This window comes from Halobacteriovorax sp. GFR8 (genome assembly GCF_050955245.1).
In the GTDB taxonomy this organism is placed as follows: Bacteria; Bdellovibrionota; Bacteriovoracia; order Bacteriovoracales; family Bacteriovoracaceae; genus Halobacteriovorax_A.
On the sequence record NZ_JBPBLR010000002.1, the window covers coordinates 1,138,848 to 1,154,640 of the forward strand.

Consider the following 15,793-nt stretch of genomic DNA (forward strand, 5'->3'; position numbering starts at 1 on the left):
AATTAAGAAAAGGAATGGTGGTTCGGGCGGGACTTGAACCCGCACGGGGTTGCCCCCACTGGATTTTAAATCCAGATTGTCTACCAATTCCAACACCGAACCGCTATTTGTGTTTAACGATTTTGGACTATAACGTGTATATTTGTCAATTCAAAAAAACTACTAAATTCATTTTTCTTTTACTTGTAATTTTCATTGTAGGATGTGCAACAAAAAAAATTGTTCTACCAACTTCTCAAGTTAAGCCGACTTGGTTTTCAGGAGAAGGCAATTTCAATTATCTAACTTATGAGGGGAGAGTTGTTCCTCATTTATTTTTCGACTTTGCACCACGTATTGATATGCGTACTAAGCTTGTGGATGTTTTTATTACAACGCCCCGTGATAGTGAGGTTCATTTCGAACTTGATTTAGTTAGTGGACGAATTTTCAAAGAACGTAAATTTTGTAAAGAAAAAGATATTTGGAATGATTACACATCAAATATATCAACTCCAAATTTTTCTTGGGCCGTTATTCCAAGACTTCTAGGCCGGGATGGAAAGCCTCAGCGAGTGGCCGTCTTCGGTGACTTAAAATACCTTGTTGATGGTAGCTTCCCGCGTGAGGAAACCATTCAAGTTCAAATCATTGGTGGCTATATTTTAAAATCTTGTTTAACGGGGCTGTGTGACTTAAATGATGACTGGAATTCAGAAGTAATTCTAATTGCAAAGAGTATGCTTGATGAGTCTCTTCAAGAGGTTCAAGGGCTTAATACCTTAAAGAAATATGTCGATTGGAAGTATGCTAAGGCCTTTATCGAAAACTCAATGGGCCGCAACGATGTAGGAAGAAAGCTAAAGGGAGCCTACCGCTTAGAATCTCCAATTCTACCCAATCGTGCTCTTAAATATGTAATCAACTCTGGTCACTTGTTTTCAAATAGTGAACTACAAACATTAAAAACGTCGTGTCGTAAGGTCTATGATGATGCCCTCGTCATTTTTAGAAAAGAAGAAGGGATTTCACAACGATTTATTGAATTCTATCGCAATCACCTTGATCGTTTTAGTCTATGTCGAAAGTATGTGCGTCCGTTTAATATTCAAAAAGAGAAGGATAAGCATTGGAAGCTAGAATATTTAACGGCCTTTGAAAATGCTGTTCAAACAGGCTATTATTTTGACTGTCGTTTAAAGACATGGGTGCGCAATGTGAGAGATAGCAAAGGTAAGTTTGTTGTCGATCAAAGAAAATTAATTGGTGGGTGTCGTGATCGTGAAATTGCAGCTTCATTTCCTGCAGCAATCACATTATTATCTAGTGCTGCTAACTCAGGGGCCCCATATTATCGCTATATTGAATACGATAGTGGTGCAGACACATTCAATCAAAAGATATATAATTGGGTGTGGTCAAACGGTAAGAAACAAAGTTGTGCTCCAGATAAAGAAGTTGGGCCAATCTTTCCATACGACGTAAGATTTAATTTAAAGTAATTGGATAATTAAATAGATGAATATTTTTGATATCACGAACGAAATTCAGGTAAAATCAAAAGCAGAGCTATCAATGCTTATGCTTTCTAACTTTGATAATCAACATATTGTTTTCTCTGGCCTGACATGTCTTGACCTCTTAAATGCAGGTGAGCTTAAGGAAAAATATAATCTTTTAAATTCGCGCTTTTTACTTATCTATCAATTTCAAAATTTAAATAATCACAAAAGACATTTCTATGCCCTCTCATTAGGCTATGGACAAACAGCGCTTTCATTTTCTCATTTATTTGAGTCAATGACTTGGTTTGAGGCCGAAGTTAATCGAAACTTTGGTGTTCACTTTTATCGAAAAGAAGATCGTATTCAATATGAGGTTGTTACACCTAAGGGGAAATACCACCTAGAAAAAGATAACCTTGAAGATTCTTTATGTAAGTCGTACCTTTCGCCCCTTAAAGTGACTGGTGAAGAAGTCGAAGTTCCGGTTAAAAAGTTTAATAACCCACTTTCAAGTTCAGTTGTTCGTTTTAATATCGATGAAAATCGTATTAGTGATAGCTTCTTTGATTTTGACTTTAGTAAGTCTGAGTCTTTAGAAAAGCAAATTGAAGGAAAGGGCCTTGAAGAGGCCATCTCATTATTATTAAAGTCAAACTTACCTCTGAAGACTATTACATCTTTGTTAAGTCTTGAATTAAGTGAGTACGTTGAAAACATAGAGACAAGTAGCTCCGTAAAAATTCATCGTATGTTTATTTATGAAATTCTTTGTGCACTTGAGAATTTAAAGTGTTTAGAGAAAGTTTTTAATCTTTCATCCTTCAAAGAGTTACATCAAGTTTTAAATTATCAGTTTGAGACTCTAAATAATTTCACAAATCTTTCACAGGTTCAATCAAAAGACGAGCTTAGTAAGCTAATTAACTCTGAAGATCGCAAATGGGTTTACGATATTAGAGATCGTATTCATGATTATCAGGAAATTATAAATGATATCATTCAGACGATAGAGGGGAATAAGTACTTTTTAAATTTAGAAAGCTACTTTCATTCAAATCTTGGGGCCCTCGATTTTTCACTTAAATCAATGCCTCTACAAAGCTATGGTTATCACTATAATAGTAAGAAGTATGAACCTTTCTATGAATATAGTGATCTTGCAAGTACTGAGTTCCTTGCTCTTAATGGAACAACTTATGAACTCCTGTTGATTCGTTTAAAAGAATTAAAGAATACCTATTCAAATATTATTAAAATCTGTGAAGAATATCCTATTATAAGAAAAGGAGTTGAGCATAAGCCTAACTCGATTAAAACAGGGATATTTCTTGCAACAACACAAGTATCTTCTGGTGACGTTTCTATCATTTCATATCTCAAAGAAGATGGTGTGATTGATCGCTTTCACTTGATGTCGCCGACAATGGCAAATTTAAAATACTTCTCAAAAAGACTAAAGAAATTCGCTCTTTCACAAATTGCTTGTGAATGGAATGCTTTAGGGATTAGTGAAGAGGAAATTGTAAAATGATTCTATCTAAAAATATTTATCAAAGCCGCTGGCGTATTGTGATCTTTTTTAAGAGGGCCGCATTATATTTAAAATTAAAAAGACTTAAGTAGATCTTTAACAGGTATTCTAGTATTTGGAAATTCGATAGGTGTTTGATTAAATAATTGTCGAATTTCGCTAATAAAGATACTTCGATCTAATTCAATAGCTCCAAACGATTTAGTAATAGGTGTAACCATTTGAGTATCAAGAAATGGAATGTGGTTGCTTTTAACTATCGAAAGAATTGCTAATAGGGCAATTTTTGAAGCATTAGACTCTTTATAAAACATGGACTCACCACTTAGGAAATGTCCCATGCTAACTCCGTAGAGCCCGCCAATAAGTTGATCTTTCTCATTTCTAACTTCTACACTATAGGCAAAGTTTTTATGGAATAAATTAAAGTAGCCTTCAATGATCTCATCTGTAATCCAAGTACCTTCTAAAGAATCTGAGTGAACTTCTTGGCATTGTCTGATGACTTCTAGAAAATCTTGATTGAATGATATTGTCCATTCACTTTTTTTGACAAATTTAGTTAGGGATCGACTTATTTGAATGTCGTCTAAGCGAATAACTCCTCTTTGCGGAGGTGAGAACCAAGCAAGGGGATACTCTTGGGATATTGGCCAAGGAAAGATTCCACTTTGATAGGCCAGTAGAAGAGAGTCATGATGGAGGTCTCCACCAATTGCTAATAGCCCTTGCTCATCTGCGATTTCGACTGGGGGAAACTCAATTATCGGCACGTATCATGGCCTCCATCATAAGAGCGCTCATTGCAGCTCCTACTTCAAGTGTTGTACGAGAGCCTTCTTCGCTTAGGCCTACTAATGGAGCAATCTCTACCATATCAGCACCAGTTAGTTTAAAGGCGTTAGTAAACTCTTTAATCATTGTAGCACATTCATGTGGCATTAGTCCCTCTGGTTCAGGTGTTCCAGTTGCACTTGCAACACTTTCATCTAGGGCATCAATATCAAAGCTGATATAAATCTCTTCAATTCCTTGTGCCTTAAGCTCTTCAATTGTTTTGAGTGCTAGCTCTTTGGCCCCAATTTCTTTTACATCTTTGGCCCAGTATTGGTTTAGGCCAAACTCACTTTCCCAGTGCTCTTTTGATTTTCCTGTTGAGCGAATTCCAAATTGATAACAATGCTTAGGAGTTTCAAGATCATCTAAGACATGTGTTAGCCATGAACCGAAGCAGTAATCAATACCAAGTCTTTCTCTTAAAAGGTCTGTGTGTGCGTCAAAGTGAATAAGTCCAACTTTCTTACCAAGTGATCTGCGATTATTGATCCAGGCCTTAACTAGTGGGAAGCTTACCGAGTGGTCTCCTCCAATGCTAAAGATCTTTAGATCTTTGTTATTTTTGAAAACCTCATCAACACTTGCTTTTGCAATACTAAGCGGAGAAACACTAAGCTGCTTTCCACCGTATAGTGCATTTTGAGCACTCTTTATTGTTTCATTATTTAAGTATTTATCATGTAATAGGTGAGGAATTACCCTAATATCACCTAAATCAAAACATTGCTTATACACTTCAAGATGTTCTTCAATTAGTGTATTTCTAAGAAATAAAGGCCCCCAGTTTGCACCTCTTTGAATTCCTCCTCCACAGTCAGAGGCAACTCCTAAAATAGCGCAACCATGTACATCTGCAAGCTTAGAGAGTTCATTTGCCCAAGCTGTTCTGATATCTTGATCTTCTGTTGTGTTATAGAGAACTTTAGTTAATTTATCTTTTCTGTCTTTCGCTGTATTAACTGTGAATACTCCAAAACCTGGAGGGCATAGATAATCATTTAATAATGTTTCATTTGTTTTAGTCATATATAGTCCTTAAATTTATATTAAGAAATCACCCTTAACTCGAGAGCTTAGGAGTGCTGTTTTATAAAGGTCAAGTTCCTGGTCGTGAAGATAGTCTCGAATAACACGTTTTTCAAACTTTATAATAGCGTCGTTAATTCCCTTATACACTCCTGCAATATGTGAGCTTAGGGTTATATTAGGAAGGTGTTTAAATTCATTAAAGTCAATTGGCTCTTTTTCAAATACATCAATAATTGCATGGGCATTCTTATTTTTACTTAAGAACTTTACGAGGGCCTGCTGGTCGATAAGCTTACCTCTGGCAGCATTCATGATGAGAACATTATCTTTTAAGAGCGAAAAAATATCTTCATTGAGAATGTGATAAGACGTTTTATTTAGTGAACAGGCCATGATGATAATATCAGAGTTGGCCAGCTCTTCTTTAAAGTACTTTGTACTTTGCTGCTTATTTTGGTATGGGTCGTAGTAGCTGATATTTACATCAAGTGTTTCAAGGGCATTGCCTAGTCTTGCACCAATTGGGCCACGACCTATGATTAGAGTTTTCTTTGTGTGTAAAAGTTCTCGGTTATAGCTTCTCGCTTCATCCCACTGATATCTGTGAGGAATTTGTCCTTGATGGTTTAGTAATGCCTGGAGATAGAATTGGGCAACTGCATTTGCTCTTATTTCATTTCCTAAAACGATAGGGAATTTTGCGTTTTTTACAAACTCAAGAGAGAAGTTATCATAGCCTGAATTTGGATGAATCCACAGTGCAATATTGGCATGTTCAAGCGATTTTACAATGCTCTCGTTATTTGTGTAGCTTGTTGAGATCACAATAACATTTTCACCCTCTGGAATCTCAATAGGTGTGTCCACACACTTGATACCAAGCTGGCCTAGTGACTGCCTTTCTTTTACGCGAAAGGCCTCTCCTTGATAGCTAGAAATCTCTGGTCGATAGAAGTAATAATTCATACCCTTAATCTATCAATTTTTCCTTTGCTTTGCTAGAAGCTAGAGTAAATTAAGTCCTGCTTGATCGTTTTACACTTTTTTATTGTGCGATATCGGCCATTTATCGTTGAGTGTTGATCATGATCAAGAACTTTAATTAAACGGCATGATTTAATCTTCTTTGTGAACATATTTCGCGAATCATCATAATCAAAGTCCAGATTCTCTGCCATCTCTTCTTTTGAAACCTTGAATAATTCTTTCTCTTTGTTGGCCTTTATCGATGAAACAAACTCAATTCCAGATCCTTTACGGTATGCATTTTCAATGATCTCATCTGGAGAAATTGTATTTCGTCCTAAGATATAGCTTGTTGGCCACCTTTTATGACCAAAAGCATGGTAAGGAACTTCTGAGCAGACTACCTTATCAAGAGTTGTCACGTCGAAGTTAAAGTCATACTTTTTATTCAGTTGCTCAAGTGCAACCTTTGTCACCATTTCTCTTGCCCATTTATTTTCTAGAATTCCCTTTTCGCGGACTATTGTGATTTCATCAATCTCTAGAAAGTCTTCAAGAGAAACAAGACGGCTTCCTGGACGAATTGATTCAACAATCGTTTTTCCTTTGCGAATATCATTATGATATTTCTTTATATATGGAGTATTCCATAGCCCTGCTCGTTTTAGTTTTTGTTCAGTACCAAGATAGATGGCGATATGACCAAAGTGTCCTGGGATAAAGAAGTCTGTTGCAGCAAATGGTGTTTTTTCTGCAATAATATCCAGCGGCTTCAGTACCGTATCGAGGTAATCGAGTGCTCGTTCGTTGGCATACATATGACCATGGCGAAAACGTAGTTTCCCAACAAGGTTTCCAAATAGTCCTGAGATGAAATTTGTCGTACGATTAAAGATCTCAATAAACCAATCGCCAATACTATAAAACTTAATAGTTGGAAGTCTCTTTCCAAGTAAGTGTTTTTCGATTTGAAACTTCTCTACAAGCACAACTCCTCTTGTTAGGTCAGGATTTAAAAGCTTTAGATAGTAGTAGTGATTATCAAGAAAGACTCTAAGGTCACTTTGTAGTTCATCATTAAACTTGTCACTCTTTGCTATTTTTGTAAATTGCTTGAGAACTTCGACTTGTTTCTCGTTATCCAGAACTTTAATAACTTCTTTTGTTAATTTTTTTATCGTTGGATTCTTATAGAATATATTATGTGTCGCAAAGTAGAGATTCACATAATTAAGTTTTGCAAGCAGGTTTGTAACTCTAATTTGTGCATAATCAATTTCTGAGTAAGAACGACTTTGTCTAAAATCTCTAACTGTGTAGAGGCTGGACTTTTCCATAATAAGTGCAGCTGTATTCATGAGGTTACCAATAATGGATAAGTCGGCACCACGAATTGGTTTATCATCTTTTGATTGTCGGTAGAGAACTTTACTGTACTCTGTTGTGACGTTCACAAGTTGTCGACTTGCGTTGATTAGTTTTTCAAGTTCACGAATATTGTAGCCTAGCTTTAATGGGTCATAGCCTGTGTCATTTATTCTATCTTGGATTTCATTTATCTGAGTCATTGTCGAGTGGAACAATTTATTGTCTTTCTTGCTCTGGGCCTGAGCGTAGAGTACGTTCATTGTTAAGAGGAAAATGGCGATAATTTGTTTCATTTTAAAGTCCTAATTCTTGAATTCTTTCGCGCCATTATGCCATTTTAGGTACTTAGCGTGTTGTAAATTGTAAAATTTTTAACTTTGTCTATTCTTTAGTGGATCAAACTATGTTAAAAGGAATGTATATTTAAGTACTTAGAATGAACCGAAGGGAAAAGTATGATATCGATCAAGTCGAAACGCGAAATTGAATTAATGAGAGCAACGTCGAAGTTAGCGGCATCAACTCTTGAGTATATTGAACCATTCGTAAAACCTGGTGTGAGCACAGAGGAATTAAATAATCTTTGTCATGAATATATTATTAAAAATGGTGCTTATCCATCACCATTAAATTATCACGGTTTTCCAAAGTCGGTCTGTACTTCACTTAATGAAGTTGTCTGCCACGGAATCCCTAGTACAAAAGATGTTCTTAAAGATGGTGATATTTTAAATATCGACGTCACTACATATTTAAATAAGTTCCATGGTGATACAAATAAAACTTTCTTAGTTGGTAATGTTTCTGATGAAGTTAAGAAGCTTGTTGATGTTACTTATCAATGTATGATGGAAGGGATTAAACAGGTGCGTCCAGGTGGCCACATTGGTGATATTGGAGCATCTATTATGGAGATTGCTCACGATCACGGTTATGGTGTCGTTGAAGATTATTGTGGCCACGGTATTGGCCGTGAATTTCACGAAGACCCTCAAGTTGTTCACGTTGGTAAGAGAGGTAAGGGCGCAGAGATGAAGCCTGGTATGACTTTTACTATTGAGCCAATGATCAACCTAGGTGTAAAGGACTGTAAAGTTCTTAAAGATGGTTGGACAGTTCTTACAAAGGATAAGAAGTGGTCGGCACAATTTGAGCACACAATCTTAGTTACAGAAGGTGGCTTTGAGATTCTAACTCTTAGAAGCTATGAGGTTCATCCTTAATAGTGAATACGAGCCTAATTGCACCAGATTTAAAGATTAATAATCCATGCCGAGTTGAGCTTAGGTTTTCTAAGCTCAATGAAGTGCGTGAGTACTTTGTAGAAAGTAATGATAGTTCTTTAAAAGAGATCATCGTGTCGGTTCTTGAAAAGGCAAAGAGCTCTAAATCACAATTGTTAAATGAAATTGAAGCTGCTCTTGTCGAAAACACAGGGCAGTCACTAGAGCTGTTTAGCTTCTTTAAAGAAGTCTTAAGTTATTTTTCTCCTAATCAACTCATGGCCATTGATACAGAAAATACTCTGTGTCGATGTTTTGGCGTGAGTCGTAGTGAAGTTGCAGCTCTTATAGAAAGGGGAGCTAGTGATCCTTTAACGATCACGAACCTATCAAAGGCCGCAGGTGGGTGTGGTTCTTGTCTTTCCGATATCATTCCAATGTTTAAAACAAGTCGCGAGGAAAAGGTTGTTCCAAGTGTGACTTTCAATGGTTTCAAAAAAGATATGGTTGCAGGAAAAAGGCCATATCAATTCCTATTAGAAGATATTTATCCTCTTGCTGAAAAACTTGGAGGAATTAGTGTCGAGGGACTTATTGGACACCATCTTTATATTATTGGTGACGAAGAGGCCGCAAGTGCAAAAGAGTTTATCTCTACTTTAACTGCACTGGATTCTCAATTAAGTATTTTCTTTATTTAGTTTTTTTACACTTCATTAATATCGCATCAATATTTTCTAAAGAATCATAAATCTTTAACAGCGACTCTTTTGAACCTTTTAGAGTTGAGAGACTTACTTCTCCTTCAAGATAGCGATAGCGAGCATAGAACTCTTTTAATCCAGGAATATTTTGTTCAAGACAGTCTGCGCTGCTTGCTTGCATCTGAATTTTGGCAAGATACTCCATTAGGATCTTAATAGACTTTAGACGAAACTCATTATAAGTCGACACTGAATATTGAACACCAATACCACCGTCTTCTTCCTTAAAGTCAAAGATATTTCTTTGGCCTGTTGTTAGGGCCTTAAGAAGCTTCAGAGTTGGTGACTTACTTGGGTCAGAACAAAACTTATTGTAATAACCTTTTGAGAACTGAGGGTTACCTACAGAAGAAATCTCATTGATCATAATTTGATTTAAGTGATAGCGTGGACCTGTATCGTGTCTCTTAGCATAGTAGCTTTCCTCTTGTCCTAGGCACAGCAATATCGTCTTGGCCTGGGCAGGAAGAGTGATCATAAAATTAACAATAAAAATTAATAATGGGTATTTCATTCGTTCTAACTGTGTTAAATTATTAGTATCAATTTATTTTACTTTAAGTATGGATGGAAAACTAGGGTAAGTTTTGAAAGAGATGGGATTAATTGACCATTTAGAAGAGTTGCGCTCTGCACTTATTAAAATACTAATCATTATTTTAGTATCTTTTGTGGTTTGCTATGCCTATGGGGACCTCATCCAGGAGATTCTGCTAAGGCCACTTAGAAACGCTTTAGGTGATTCTGGTGGGGGCAAGGTCGTCTACCTTGGACTTCTCGATAAAGTACTTTCTCAATTTCAAGTAGCATTTTACTCAAGTGTTATTCTTTCTTGTCCCTTGTGGTTTTACCAGGTTTGGAAGTTTATTTCTCCTGGTCTCTACGATCATGAGAAGAAGGCCGTTAAACCTTTCCTCATCATCGGCCTCTTTCTTTTTGCCACTGGTGTAAGCTTTGGCTACTTTATCGTTTTTCCTCTTACATTTGAAACTCTCATGGGATTTGGAGTGCAGAATGTTGAGGCCACAATTGGCCTAAAGGATTATTTGGTTCTTTCAAGTAAGGTTCTCGTTTTTCTAGGGCTTATTTTTCAATTACCAAATGTTCTTCTTATTCTCGGCTTTATGGGAATAGTGACAAAGCAGTCGCTAGCTAAAATGAGACGCTATGTTTATGTTGGCTTTGCTGTGGTCTCTGCCATGCTGACACCTCCAGATGTGATAACAATGATGGGCCTTTGGGTACCTCTTGTCGCACTTTTTGAATTGGGTATCTTGGCCGTTGCGTTAATTGTTCACCCATATCTTTCTCGTCATCACATGAAATAGGCGGTATGATTTCTTTATGAAATCACTACTAAAGAAACACGTATTATTAAGTTTAATTTTTGGCGTCTGCCTTTCATGGTTTTTTGCAACGGTCTTCATCGACTTCATTGCGGCCCCTAGTATCTTTCGAAATGTTAGCTCTTTAAAAGAAGCTGGAACACTAGGTGGGATCATCTTCACTTCATTTAATATTATTGAAATGATCTTTGCCGTGCTACTTATTATGGCCACATTTCTTTATAAGAAAGAAGGCAAGACATCTGTTGTTATGAAGTTTATCGCTGTAACAACTCTCATTCTTGCTATCGTTTATACGACTAAGCTTTCTCCTGGAATTCGTGACTCTCAGATTGCAAAATCAAACTACGCTCATACAGATGAAGAGTACCAGGTTTTTGAAGATAAACTAAGAGGTTATCATAAACTCTATGTTCGCCTTGATAGCTATAAGCTTCTAGCGCTTTTAACAATGTGTGGAGTTTCTCTAACAAGTCTAATGAGACTAGAAAGCAAAGAAGGTGAGGCATGATTTTAGTAACTGGTGGCGCTGGTTTTATAGGGAGCGTTCTCGTTGCTAAACTAAATGAGCTTGGACGCGATGATATTATCATTGTTGATCGCTTCGATCACAATGAGAAGTGGAAGAACTTAAAAGGCGTAAAGTATGCTGAGTATTTTCATGCTGATGAATTCATTGATATTCAATTAGAGGAAGTCCATAAGCAAATCTCTTGCATCTATCATATGGGGGCCTGTTCATCGACGACTGAGATGGATATGGACTACTTAATGACTAATAATGTTGGTCATTCGAAGTTCTACTTTGACTTGGCCTTTGATTTAAATATCCCTTATATTTATGCTTCTTCTGCTGCTACTTATGGTGATGGTGAACTTGGCTATGAAGACAAGGAAGAGGAGCTTGGTAAGCTTCGTCCACTTAATCCGTACGGTTACTCAAAACAATTATTTGATGAATGGGTATTAAACCAAACAGATCGTCCAAAGCATTGGTTTGGGTTAAAATTCTTCAATGTCTATGGGCCTAACGAATACCACAAAGAAGAAATGCGCTCTCTTGTTCATAAGGCATTTGAACAAATTAATGAAGTAGGTAAGGTAAAGCTCTTTAAGTCTCATAAAGAAGGTTATGAGGATGGAAAGCAGCTGCGTGATTTCGTCTATGTTAAGGATGTCGTCAACGCCATGCTTGAATTATCTGAGAAGGAGATGGCCAAGCACTCTGGTATTTACAATATCGGTACTGGGCGAGCAGACAGTTTTCTTAATCTAGTCAATCAAACATTCATTGCTATGGGACGTGAACCTAATGTTGAGTTCATCGATATGCCGATGCATCTTCGTAATCAATATCAATACTACACACAAGCAGATATGGATAAGTTTAGAAAGATTCTTCCTAACTTTGAGTTCCGTATTGTTGATGAAGGTGTTGCCGACTATGTTAAGAATCACCTGATGAAGGAAAATCCATATGTCGAAAAACTCTAAAGAATCTGGGTTTGAAGCAATTCTTGAGGCCATCTCTTTAATGAATAAAGAAGAGAAGGAAACCTTAATTTCAAATATTACGAAAATGGATTTTGATTTAGCTGATAAGTTACGTACGAGTATGTACCGCTTAAAAGATCTACAATTTATCACTCCTCAAATGATGAGTGAGTTCTTAAGGGAAGTTAAGACTGAAACCTTAGCGAATGCATTAAAGCTTGAAAAGGAAGAGGATCGCAATGGTATTCTTGCAAAGCTTCCTAAGAGTATTCGTGAAGACATTCTTTTCTTTACCCAGAAAAAAATTCCAAGGTCTCAGGCCCTAGAGGCCCATCAGGAAGTTATGCTAATCTATTCAAAGATGATAGATGATGAACGTCTGATTATCTCGCGAGATGATAAGCTCGTATAAACTCAACTAAAATTGAGGACTGGTGCGTTCTGACAGTGCCAATACTGGCCTTAAAAAGTCAGTCTGGCACCAAAACCCTCCCTGGCACCACCTAATTCCATAAAATTTATCCGAATAACTGACTAAAAAGTTGGCACGGGCATTGCTTTATAAATTGCAGAGAAAGGAATCTCTCTAAAGTTATCAGGAAGAAGACTTTAGGTATGACGTGAAGGACTACTAATTTTTAGATTGAATGGAGATACTATGAACATTGAACAAAAAGAACATTTCAAAAACTTATTCATTAATCTTAAAAATCAGCTGGTCAGTGCAACAGGAAGTGTCGAGCAAGTACTAACTAACGAGACCAGTGGTGACATTATCGACCAAACTTCAAATGAAAGAGATGCTCAACTTAAACTTAAGCTCATGGGAAGAGACAAATTCCTACTGAACAAAGTTAATCGTGCTCTTGAAAAAATCGCTAGCGGTACTTTCGGAGAGTGTGAAGAGTGTGGAGATGAAATCTCAATCAAAAGACTTCATGCAAGACCAATCGCAACTTGTTGTATCTCTTGTAAAGAAGAGCTTGAAAGAGAAGAGAATTCTCGTACATATGAAAAGCGTTCTCATACAAATGGAAATGCAATGAGCGCACATAATAAGAATGTAGCTTTTAAGCATGCCGATGGAATGGATGAGAATACAAATGTTGTTTCAATTGAAACTTTCGCAAGAAGCTTTGATGAGAAGAATGCAGCATTTTAGAAAAATAAATTAAAGCAAAGGATAGATATAAAAAAGGCCAGTTTTGAACTGGCCTTTTTTTATTTGAAAATTTATTTTGTTAGAATAACATAAAGAAGAATATCAACTTCCTCATTACTTAACTCATCACCAGAAGAAATCTCTCCAGCTTCTTCTAGCTCGTATCTAATAAGATCTCTAATCGAATCAAGAGTGTCTTGATCTTCTCTTTCAATCGCTCTTTCTACTTCTTCGCGATTAAGGCCATTAATTGCTCTTGCCGTAACTTGTAGTGAAGAAACACTTGCTGCAAACGAAGTTTGAAATCCTAGCGTTGCAGTCATTTCTGTATAAAGGCCCGCGGCATAAACCCATCCCGTTGTCACCATCGAGCTTGTATCTAAAAAGTCTTTTGTTGCTTCAAGGGCATTGGCCGAATTAGTAATTGTTAATGCCATTAAAATTGATAAAGTAATTTTTTTCATTTTTTCCCTCAAATTTATTCTTTAGATTTATTTGGTGAGAATATAAACGAAAAATGTCTTGATAGGGTAAGTTTTGAAAATTATATAGAGATATGCACCACCTTTTCTCAATATTAAGCTCTTAACGTCTTAAAATCACGAAAAGGTGGCGCGTACTATTTAGTTGATATGATTAGATAATTCGCTAATAAGCTCTTGAGAACGTTTTACGAATACATCTCTTTCTTCTGGCTTGAGGCCTTCGCTAGAGATTCCCGCAAGGTCTTCAACGTGCTGGCATAGCTTCTTAGCTAAGTCTTCATTTTTGCCACTTGTGTGGATTTTGAATGCACTTTGAACGAGTGGGTTCGATGTGTTTACAACAAGAGTTTTCTTAATTGGGAATTGGTGGTCTCCACCCATTGATTGAGTCATTTGTGCAAAACGCTTCATTGACTCATCAACTTTAAAGTATGCTGGAGTTTGTGCATTGGCCATACGTCCAATTTCAAGTCCCTTGCTTGCCGGTGCTTCACCTTCTTTTTCTTCAAGTTTGATATCTAAGAATTTAGCAAACATCTCTTTGACTTTTATATCGTCTTCAGAAGTTGACTCTTTTCCAAGAAGGTTTTCAATCTCTGAGTCGACACTTACAAATTTAATCTCAACTTCTTCTTCACCCTTTTTGAATTTCTTCATTTCTGAGTGTTGAATAAAGTGTGGATCAATATGATTGTCAGTCTCAAGTGCAGTTAGTCCAACTTCCTTAAGCTGTGCTAGTAGTGATTGATTGGCCGCATCTTTTTCAAAGTATAGGACTTTCCCGGCCATCTTCTCTGTATATTCAGCAGGTACTGATTCCAGGTATTCATTAAGTGTAACGAATTTTCCTTCGTTTGTTTTGAATAGGGCACGCTCACGCATAATTGCATCAAATTTTTCATCCGATACACAACCGTACTTAACGAAGAGTCCAATATCTTCCCAGATACTCTCATATTTTGTTCTATCTTTCTTGTTAAGAACTTTAAGTGCTTCTGCAACTTTCTTAACAATGTAGTTTGAAATCTTTCTTACGTTTGGATCTCCTTGTAGAGAAGAGCGTGAAACGTTGAGTGGAATATCATGTGAGTCAATAGCACCTTTTAGAAGACCTAAGAACTCTGGGATAATATTCTTTACGTTATCTGATACAAAGACTTGACGGCAGTATAGACGAATATTCTTATCTCCAACTGGCTTCATTGGATTGTACTTAGGGAAGAAAAGGATACCATTTAGAGTAAATGGGTGATCGACATTTAGATGAATCCAAAATAGTGGTTCACCGTCCATTGGAAAGAGCTTACGATAAAGGCCTTTATAGTCTTCATCTGTTAGTTCTTTTGGATCACGTTTCCAAATTGGGTTTGTATCATTAATAATTGTTGGTGCTTTTTGCGTTCCATCTTCATCTTTCTCATTAGCATCACTAAGTGCAATTTCATATGGCATGAAGTCACAGTGGTTAGAAAGAGTTTCATTAAGTTTCCACTTATTTAAGAACTCAACAGAGTCTTCGTTAATATGGAGAGTGATTGTTGTCCCAATCTCTTTTTTATCTGAATCTGAGAAAGTGTATTCAGTATCACCTTCACAAGTCCACTTTGTGGCCGTTGCACCTTCTGTCATTGAAAGTGTGTCAATTTCTACCTTTCCTGCAACCATAAAGGCCGAATAGAAACCTAGACCGAATTTACCAATGATATCTTTATTTGATTCACCACCAGCATCTTCCATTTTCTTAATAAACTCTTCTGCGCCAGAGAAGGCAAGTTGAGCGATATATTTTTCAACCTCTTCTTCAGTCATCCCAATCCCGTTATCTGTAACGGTGATGGTCTTTGCTTCTTTATCAACGGCCACTGAAATCTTGCCTGTTGGTAGTTCTGCTCCTGTTTGACGAGCTAAAGTTGATCTTTTCGTGATAGCATCACTTCCATTGGCAATTAGCTCGCGGATGAAAATATCATGCTCTGAGTAAAGCCATTTCTTAATAATTGGAAAAATGTCACTTGTAGCAACGGAAATCTGTCCTGTGCGATTAGTCATCGATACTCCTTCATATATAATCAAGTAGATAATTGTCTTACGCTTCAAAGATGGG

Annotated in this window: 16 protein-coding genes and 1 tRNA gene; 9 read left to right on the forward strand and 8 right to left on the reverse strand. The window is 36.8% G+C overall.

The genetic code is table 11. From position 1 onward, the window contains the following. Positions 1–15: 15 nt before the first annotated feature. A tRNA-Leu gene (locus ACRXC1_RS05990) sits at positions 16–102 on the reverse strand. 32 nt (positions 103–134) lie between these two features. Between ACRXC1_RS05990 and ACRXC1_RS05995 the strand changes: the two genes are divergently transcribed. Further along, positions 135–1,481, forward strand: a complete 1,347-nt coding sequence (locus ACRXC1_RS05995) for a hypothetical protein (protein ID WP_433657277.1) — start codon at positions 135–137, stop codon at positions 1,479–1,481. 16 nt (positions 1,482–1,497) lie between these two features. After that, a complete protein-coding gene (locus ACRXC1_RS06000; protein ID WP_433657279.1) occupies positions 1,498–3,015 on the forward strand; it encodes a hypothetical protein in 1,518 nt (505 codons plus the stop codon). A gap of 74 nt (positions 3,016–3,089) precedes the next feature. On the opposite strand, the gene aat is transcribed toward ACRXC1_RS06000, so the two are convergent. From aat to ACRXC1_RS06020, 4 genes are read right to left on the reverse strand one after another with little or no spacing between them, the layout of a single operon-like run. After that, on the reverse strand, positions 3,090–3,788 hold the full coding sequence (gene aat / locus ACRXC1_RS06005; protein ID WP_433657281.1) for a leucyl/phenylalanyl-tRNA--protein transferase: 699 nt from the start codon (positions 3,786–3,788) through the stop codon (positions 3,090–3,092). After that, on the reverse strand, positions 3,775–4,878 hold the full coding sequence (locus ACRXC1_RS06010; RefSeq protein WP_433657283.1) for an arginase family protein: 1,104 nt from the start codon (positions 4,876–4,878) through the stop codon (positions 3,775–3,777). The genes aat and ACRXC1_RS06010 overlap by 14 nt, the downstream gene beginning before the upstream one ends. Positions 4,879–4,893: 15 nt before the next feature. Next, positions 4,894–5,847: an NAD(P)-dependent oxidoreductase gene (locus ACRXC1_RS06015; protein ID WP_433657285.1), complete on the reverse strand. Its 954-nt coding sequence runs from the start codon at positions 5,845–5,847 to the stop codon at positions 4,894–4,896. A 32-nt stretch (positions 5,848–5,879) separates the two neighbouring features. Further along, positions 5,880–7,508: a YiiX/YebB-like N1pC/P60 family cysteine hydrolase gene (locus ACRXC1_RS06020; RefSeq protein ID WP_433657287.1), complete on the reverse strand. Its 1,629-nt coding sequence runs from the start codon at positions 7,506–7,508 to the stop codon at positions 5,880–5,882. A gap of 162 nt (positions 7,509–7,670) precedes the next feature. Here ACRXC1_RS06020 and map point away from each other — a divergent pair, with 162 nt between their 5' ends. Together map and ACRXC1_RS06030 are read left to right on the forward strand one after the other, a co-directional pair. Beyond that, entirely contained in the window at positions 7,671–8,438 is a 768-nt protein-coding gene (map, locus tag ACRXC1_RS06025) for a type I methionyl aminopeptidase (RefSeq protein WP_392907721.1), read from the forward strand. Between the two features lie 2 nt (positions 8,439–8,440). Next, on the forward strand, positions 8,441–9,139 hold the full coding sequence (locus tag ACRXC1_RS06030; protein WP_392907723.1) for a (2Fe-2S)-binding protein: 699 nt from the start codon (positions 8,441–8,443) through the stop codon (positions 9,137–9,139). Here ACRXC1_RS06030 and ACRXC1_RS06035 read toward each other — a convergent pair. Further along, the gene (locus ACRXC1_RS06035) at positions 9,132–9,716 is read right to left on the reverse strand and encodes a hypothetical protein (protein WP_433657290.1); all 585 of its coding nucleotides are present in this window, start codon (positions 9,714–9,716) and stop codon (positions 9,132–9,134) included. The two genes, ACRXC1_RS06030 and ACRXC1_RS06035, sit on opposite strands and share 8 nt — an antisense overlap. Positions 9,717–9,798: 82 nt before the next feature. Between ACRXC1_RS06035 and tatC the strand changes: the two genes are divergently transcribed. The 5 genes from tatC (at position 9,799) to ACRXC1_RS06060 (ending at position 13,204) form a co-directional block, all read left to right on the forward strand. Further along, complete coding sequence (gene tatC, locus ACRXC1_RS06040; RefSeq protein ID WP_392908602.1) at positions 9,799–10,530, forward strand: twin-arginine translocase subunit TatC; 732 nt, start codon at positions 9,799–9,801, stop codon at positions 10,528–10,530. Between the two features lie 16 nt (positions 10,531–10,546). Continuing rightward, positions 10,547–11,059, forward strand: a complete 513-nt coding sequence (locus ACRXC1_RS06045) for a DUF4149 domain-containing protein (protein ID WP_433657292.1) — start codon at positions 10,547–10,549, stop codon at positions 11,057–11,059. Further along, a complete protein-coding gene (gene rfaD, locus ACRXC1_RS06050) occupies positions 11,056–12,042 on the forward strand; it encodes an ADP-glyceromanno-heptose 6-epimerase (protein WP_433657294.1) in 987 nt (328 codons plus the stop codon). Before ACRXC1_RS06045 ends, rfaD begins: the two co-directional genes overlap by 4 nt. After that, positions 12,026–12,454: a FliG C-terminal domain-containing protein gene (locus tag ACRXC1_RS06055; protein ID WP_433657296.1), complete on the forward strand. Its 429-nt coding sequence runs from the start codon at positions 12,026–12,028 to the stop codon at positions 12,452–12,454. Before rfaD ends, ACRXC1_RS06055 begins: the two co-directional genes overlap by 17 nt. 246 nt (positions 12,455–12,700) lie before the next feature. Next, complete coding sequence (locus tag ACRXC1_RS06060; RefSeq protein WP_433657298.1) at positions 12,701–13,204, forward strand: TraR/DksA family transcriptional regulator; 504 nt, start codon at positions 12,701–12,703, stop codon at positions 13,202–13,204. Positions 13,205–13,275: 71 nt separating this feature from the next. On the opposite strand, the gene ACRXC1_RS06065 is transcribed toward ACRXC1_RS06060, so the two are convergent. Further along, a complete protein-coding gene (locus ACRXC1_RS06065; protein ID WP_433657300.1) occupies positions 13,276–13,668 on the reverse strand; it encodes a hypothetical protein in 393 nt (130 codons plus the stop codon). A 159-nt stretch (positions 13,669–13,827) separates the two neighbouring features. Beyond that, positions 13,828–15,738 carry a molecular chaperone HtpG gene (gene htpG / locus ACRXC1_RS06070; RefSeq protein ID WP_433657302.1) on the reverse strand — a complete coding sequence of 637 codons (1,911 nt, stop codon included), beginning with the start codon at positions 15,736–15,738 and terminating at the stop codon, positions 13,828–13,830. Positions 15,739–15,793: the final 55 nt, after the last annotated feature.

Coding starts and splice junctions, on each gene's coding strand:
- ACRXC1_RS06000 (WP_433657279.1), top strand. CDS start 1,498: ATGAATATTTTTGATATCACGAACGAAATTCAGGTAAAATCAAAAGCA.
- ACRXC1_RS06010 (WP_433657283.1), bottom strand. CDS start 4,878: ATGACTAAAACAAATGAAACATTATTAAATGATTATCTATGCCCTCCA.
- ACRXC1_RS06015 (WP_433657285.1), bottom strand. CDS start 5,847: ATGAATTATTACTTCTATCGACCAGAGATTTCTAGCTATCAAGGAGAG.
- ACRXC1_RS06020 (WP_433657287.1), bottom strand. CDS start 7,508: ATGAAACAAATTATCGCCATTTTCCTCTTAACAATGAACGTACTCTAC.
- map (WP_392907721.1), top strand. CDS start 7,671: ATGATATCGATCAAGTCGAAACGCGAAATTGAATTAATGAGAGCAACG.
- ACRXC1_RS06035 (WP_433657290.1), bottom strand. CDS start 9,716: ATGAAATACCCATTATTAATTTTTATTGTTAATTTTATGATCACTCTT.
- tatC (WP_392908602.1), top strand. CDS start 9,799: ATGGGATTAATTGACCATTTAGAAGAGTTGCGCTCTGCACTTATTAAA.
- ACRXC1_RS06045 (WP_433657292.1), top strand. CDS start 10,547: ATGAAATCACTACTAAAGAAACACGTATTATTAAGTTTAATTTTTGGC.
- rfaD (WP_433657294.1), top strand. CDS start 11,056: ATGATTTTAGTAACTGGTGGCGCTGGTTTTATAGGGAGCGTTCTCGTT.
- ACRXC1_RS06055 (WP_433657296.1), top strand. CDS start 12,026: ATGTCGAAAAACTCTAAAGAATCTGGGTTTGAAGCAATTCTTGAGGCC.
- ACRXC1_RS06060 (WP_433657298.1), top strand. CDS start 12,701: ATGAACATTGAACAAAAAGAACATTTCAAAAACTTATTCATTAATCTT.
- ACRXC1_RS06065 (WP_433657300.1), bottom strand. CDS start 13,668: ATGAAAAAAATTACTTTATCAATTTTAATGGCATTAACAATTACTAAT.
- htpG (WP_433657302.1), bottom strand. CDS start 15,738: ATGACTAATCGCACAGGACAGATTTCCGTTGCTACAAGTGACATTTTT.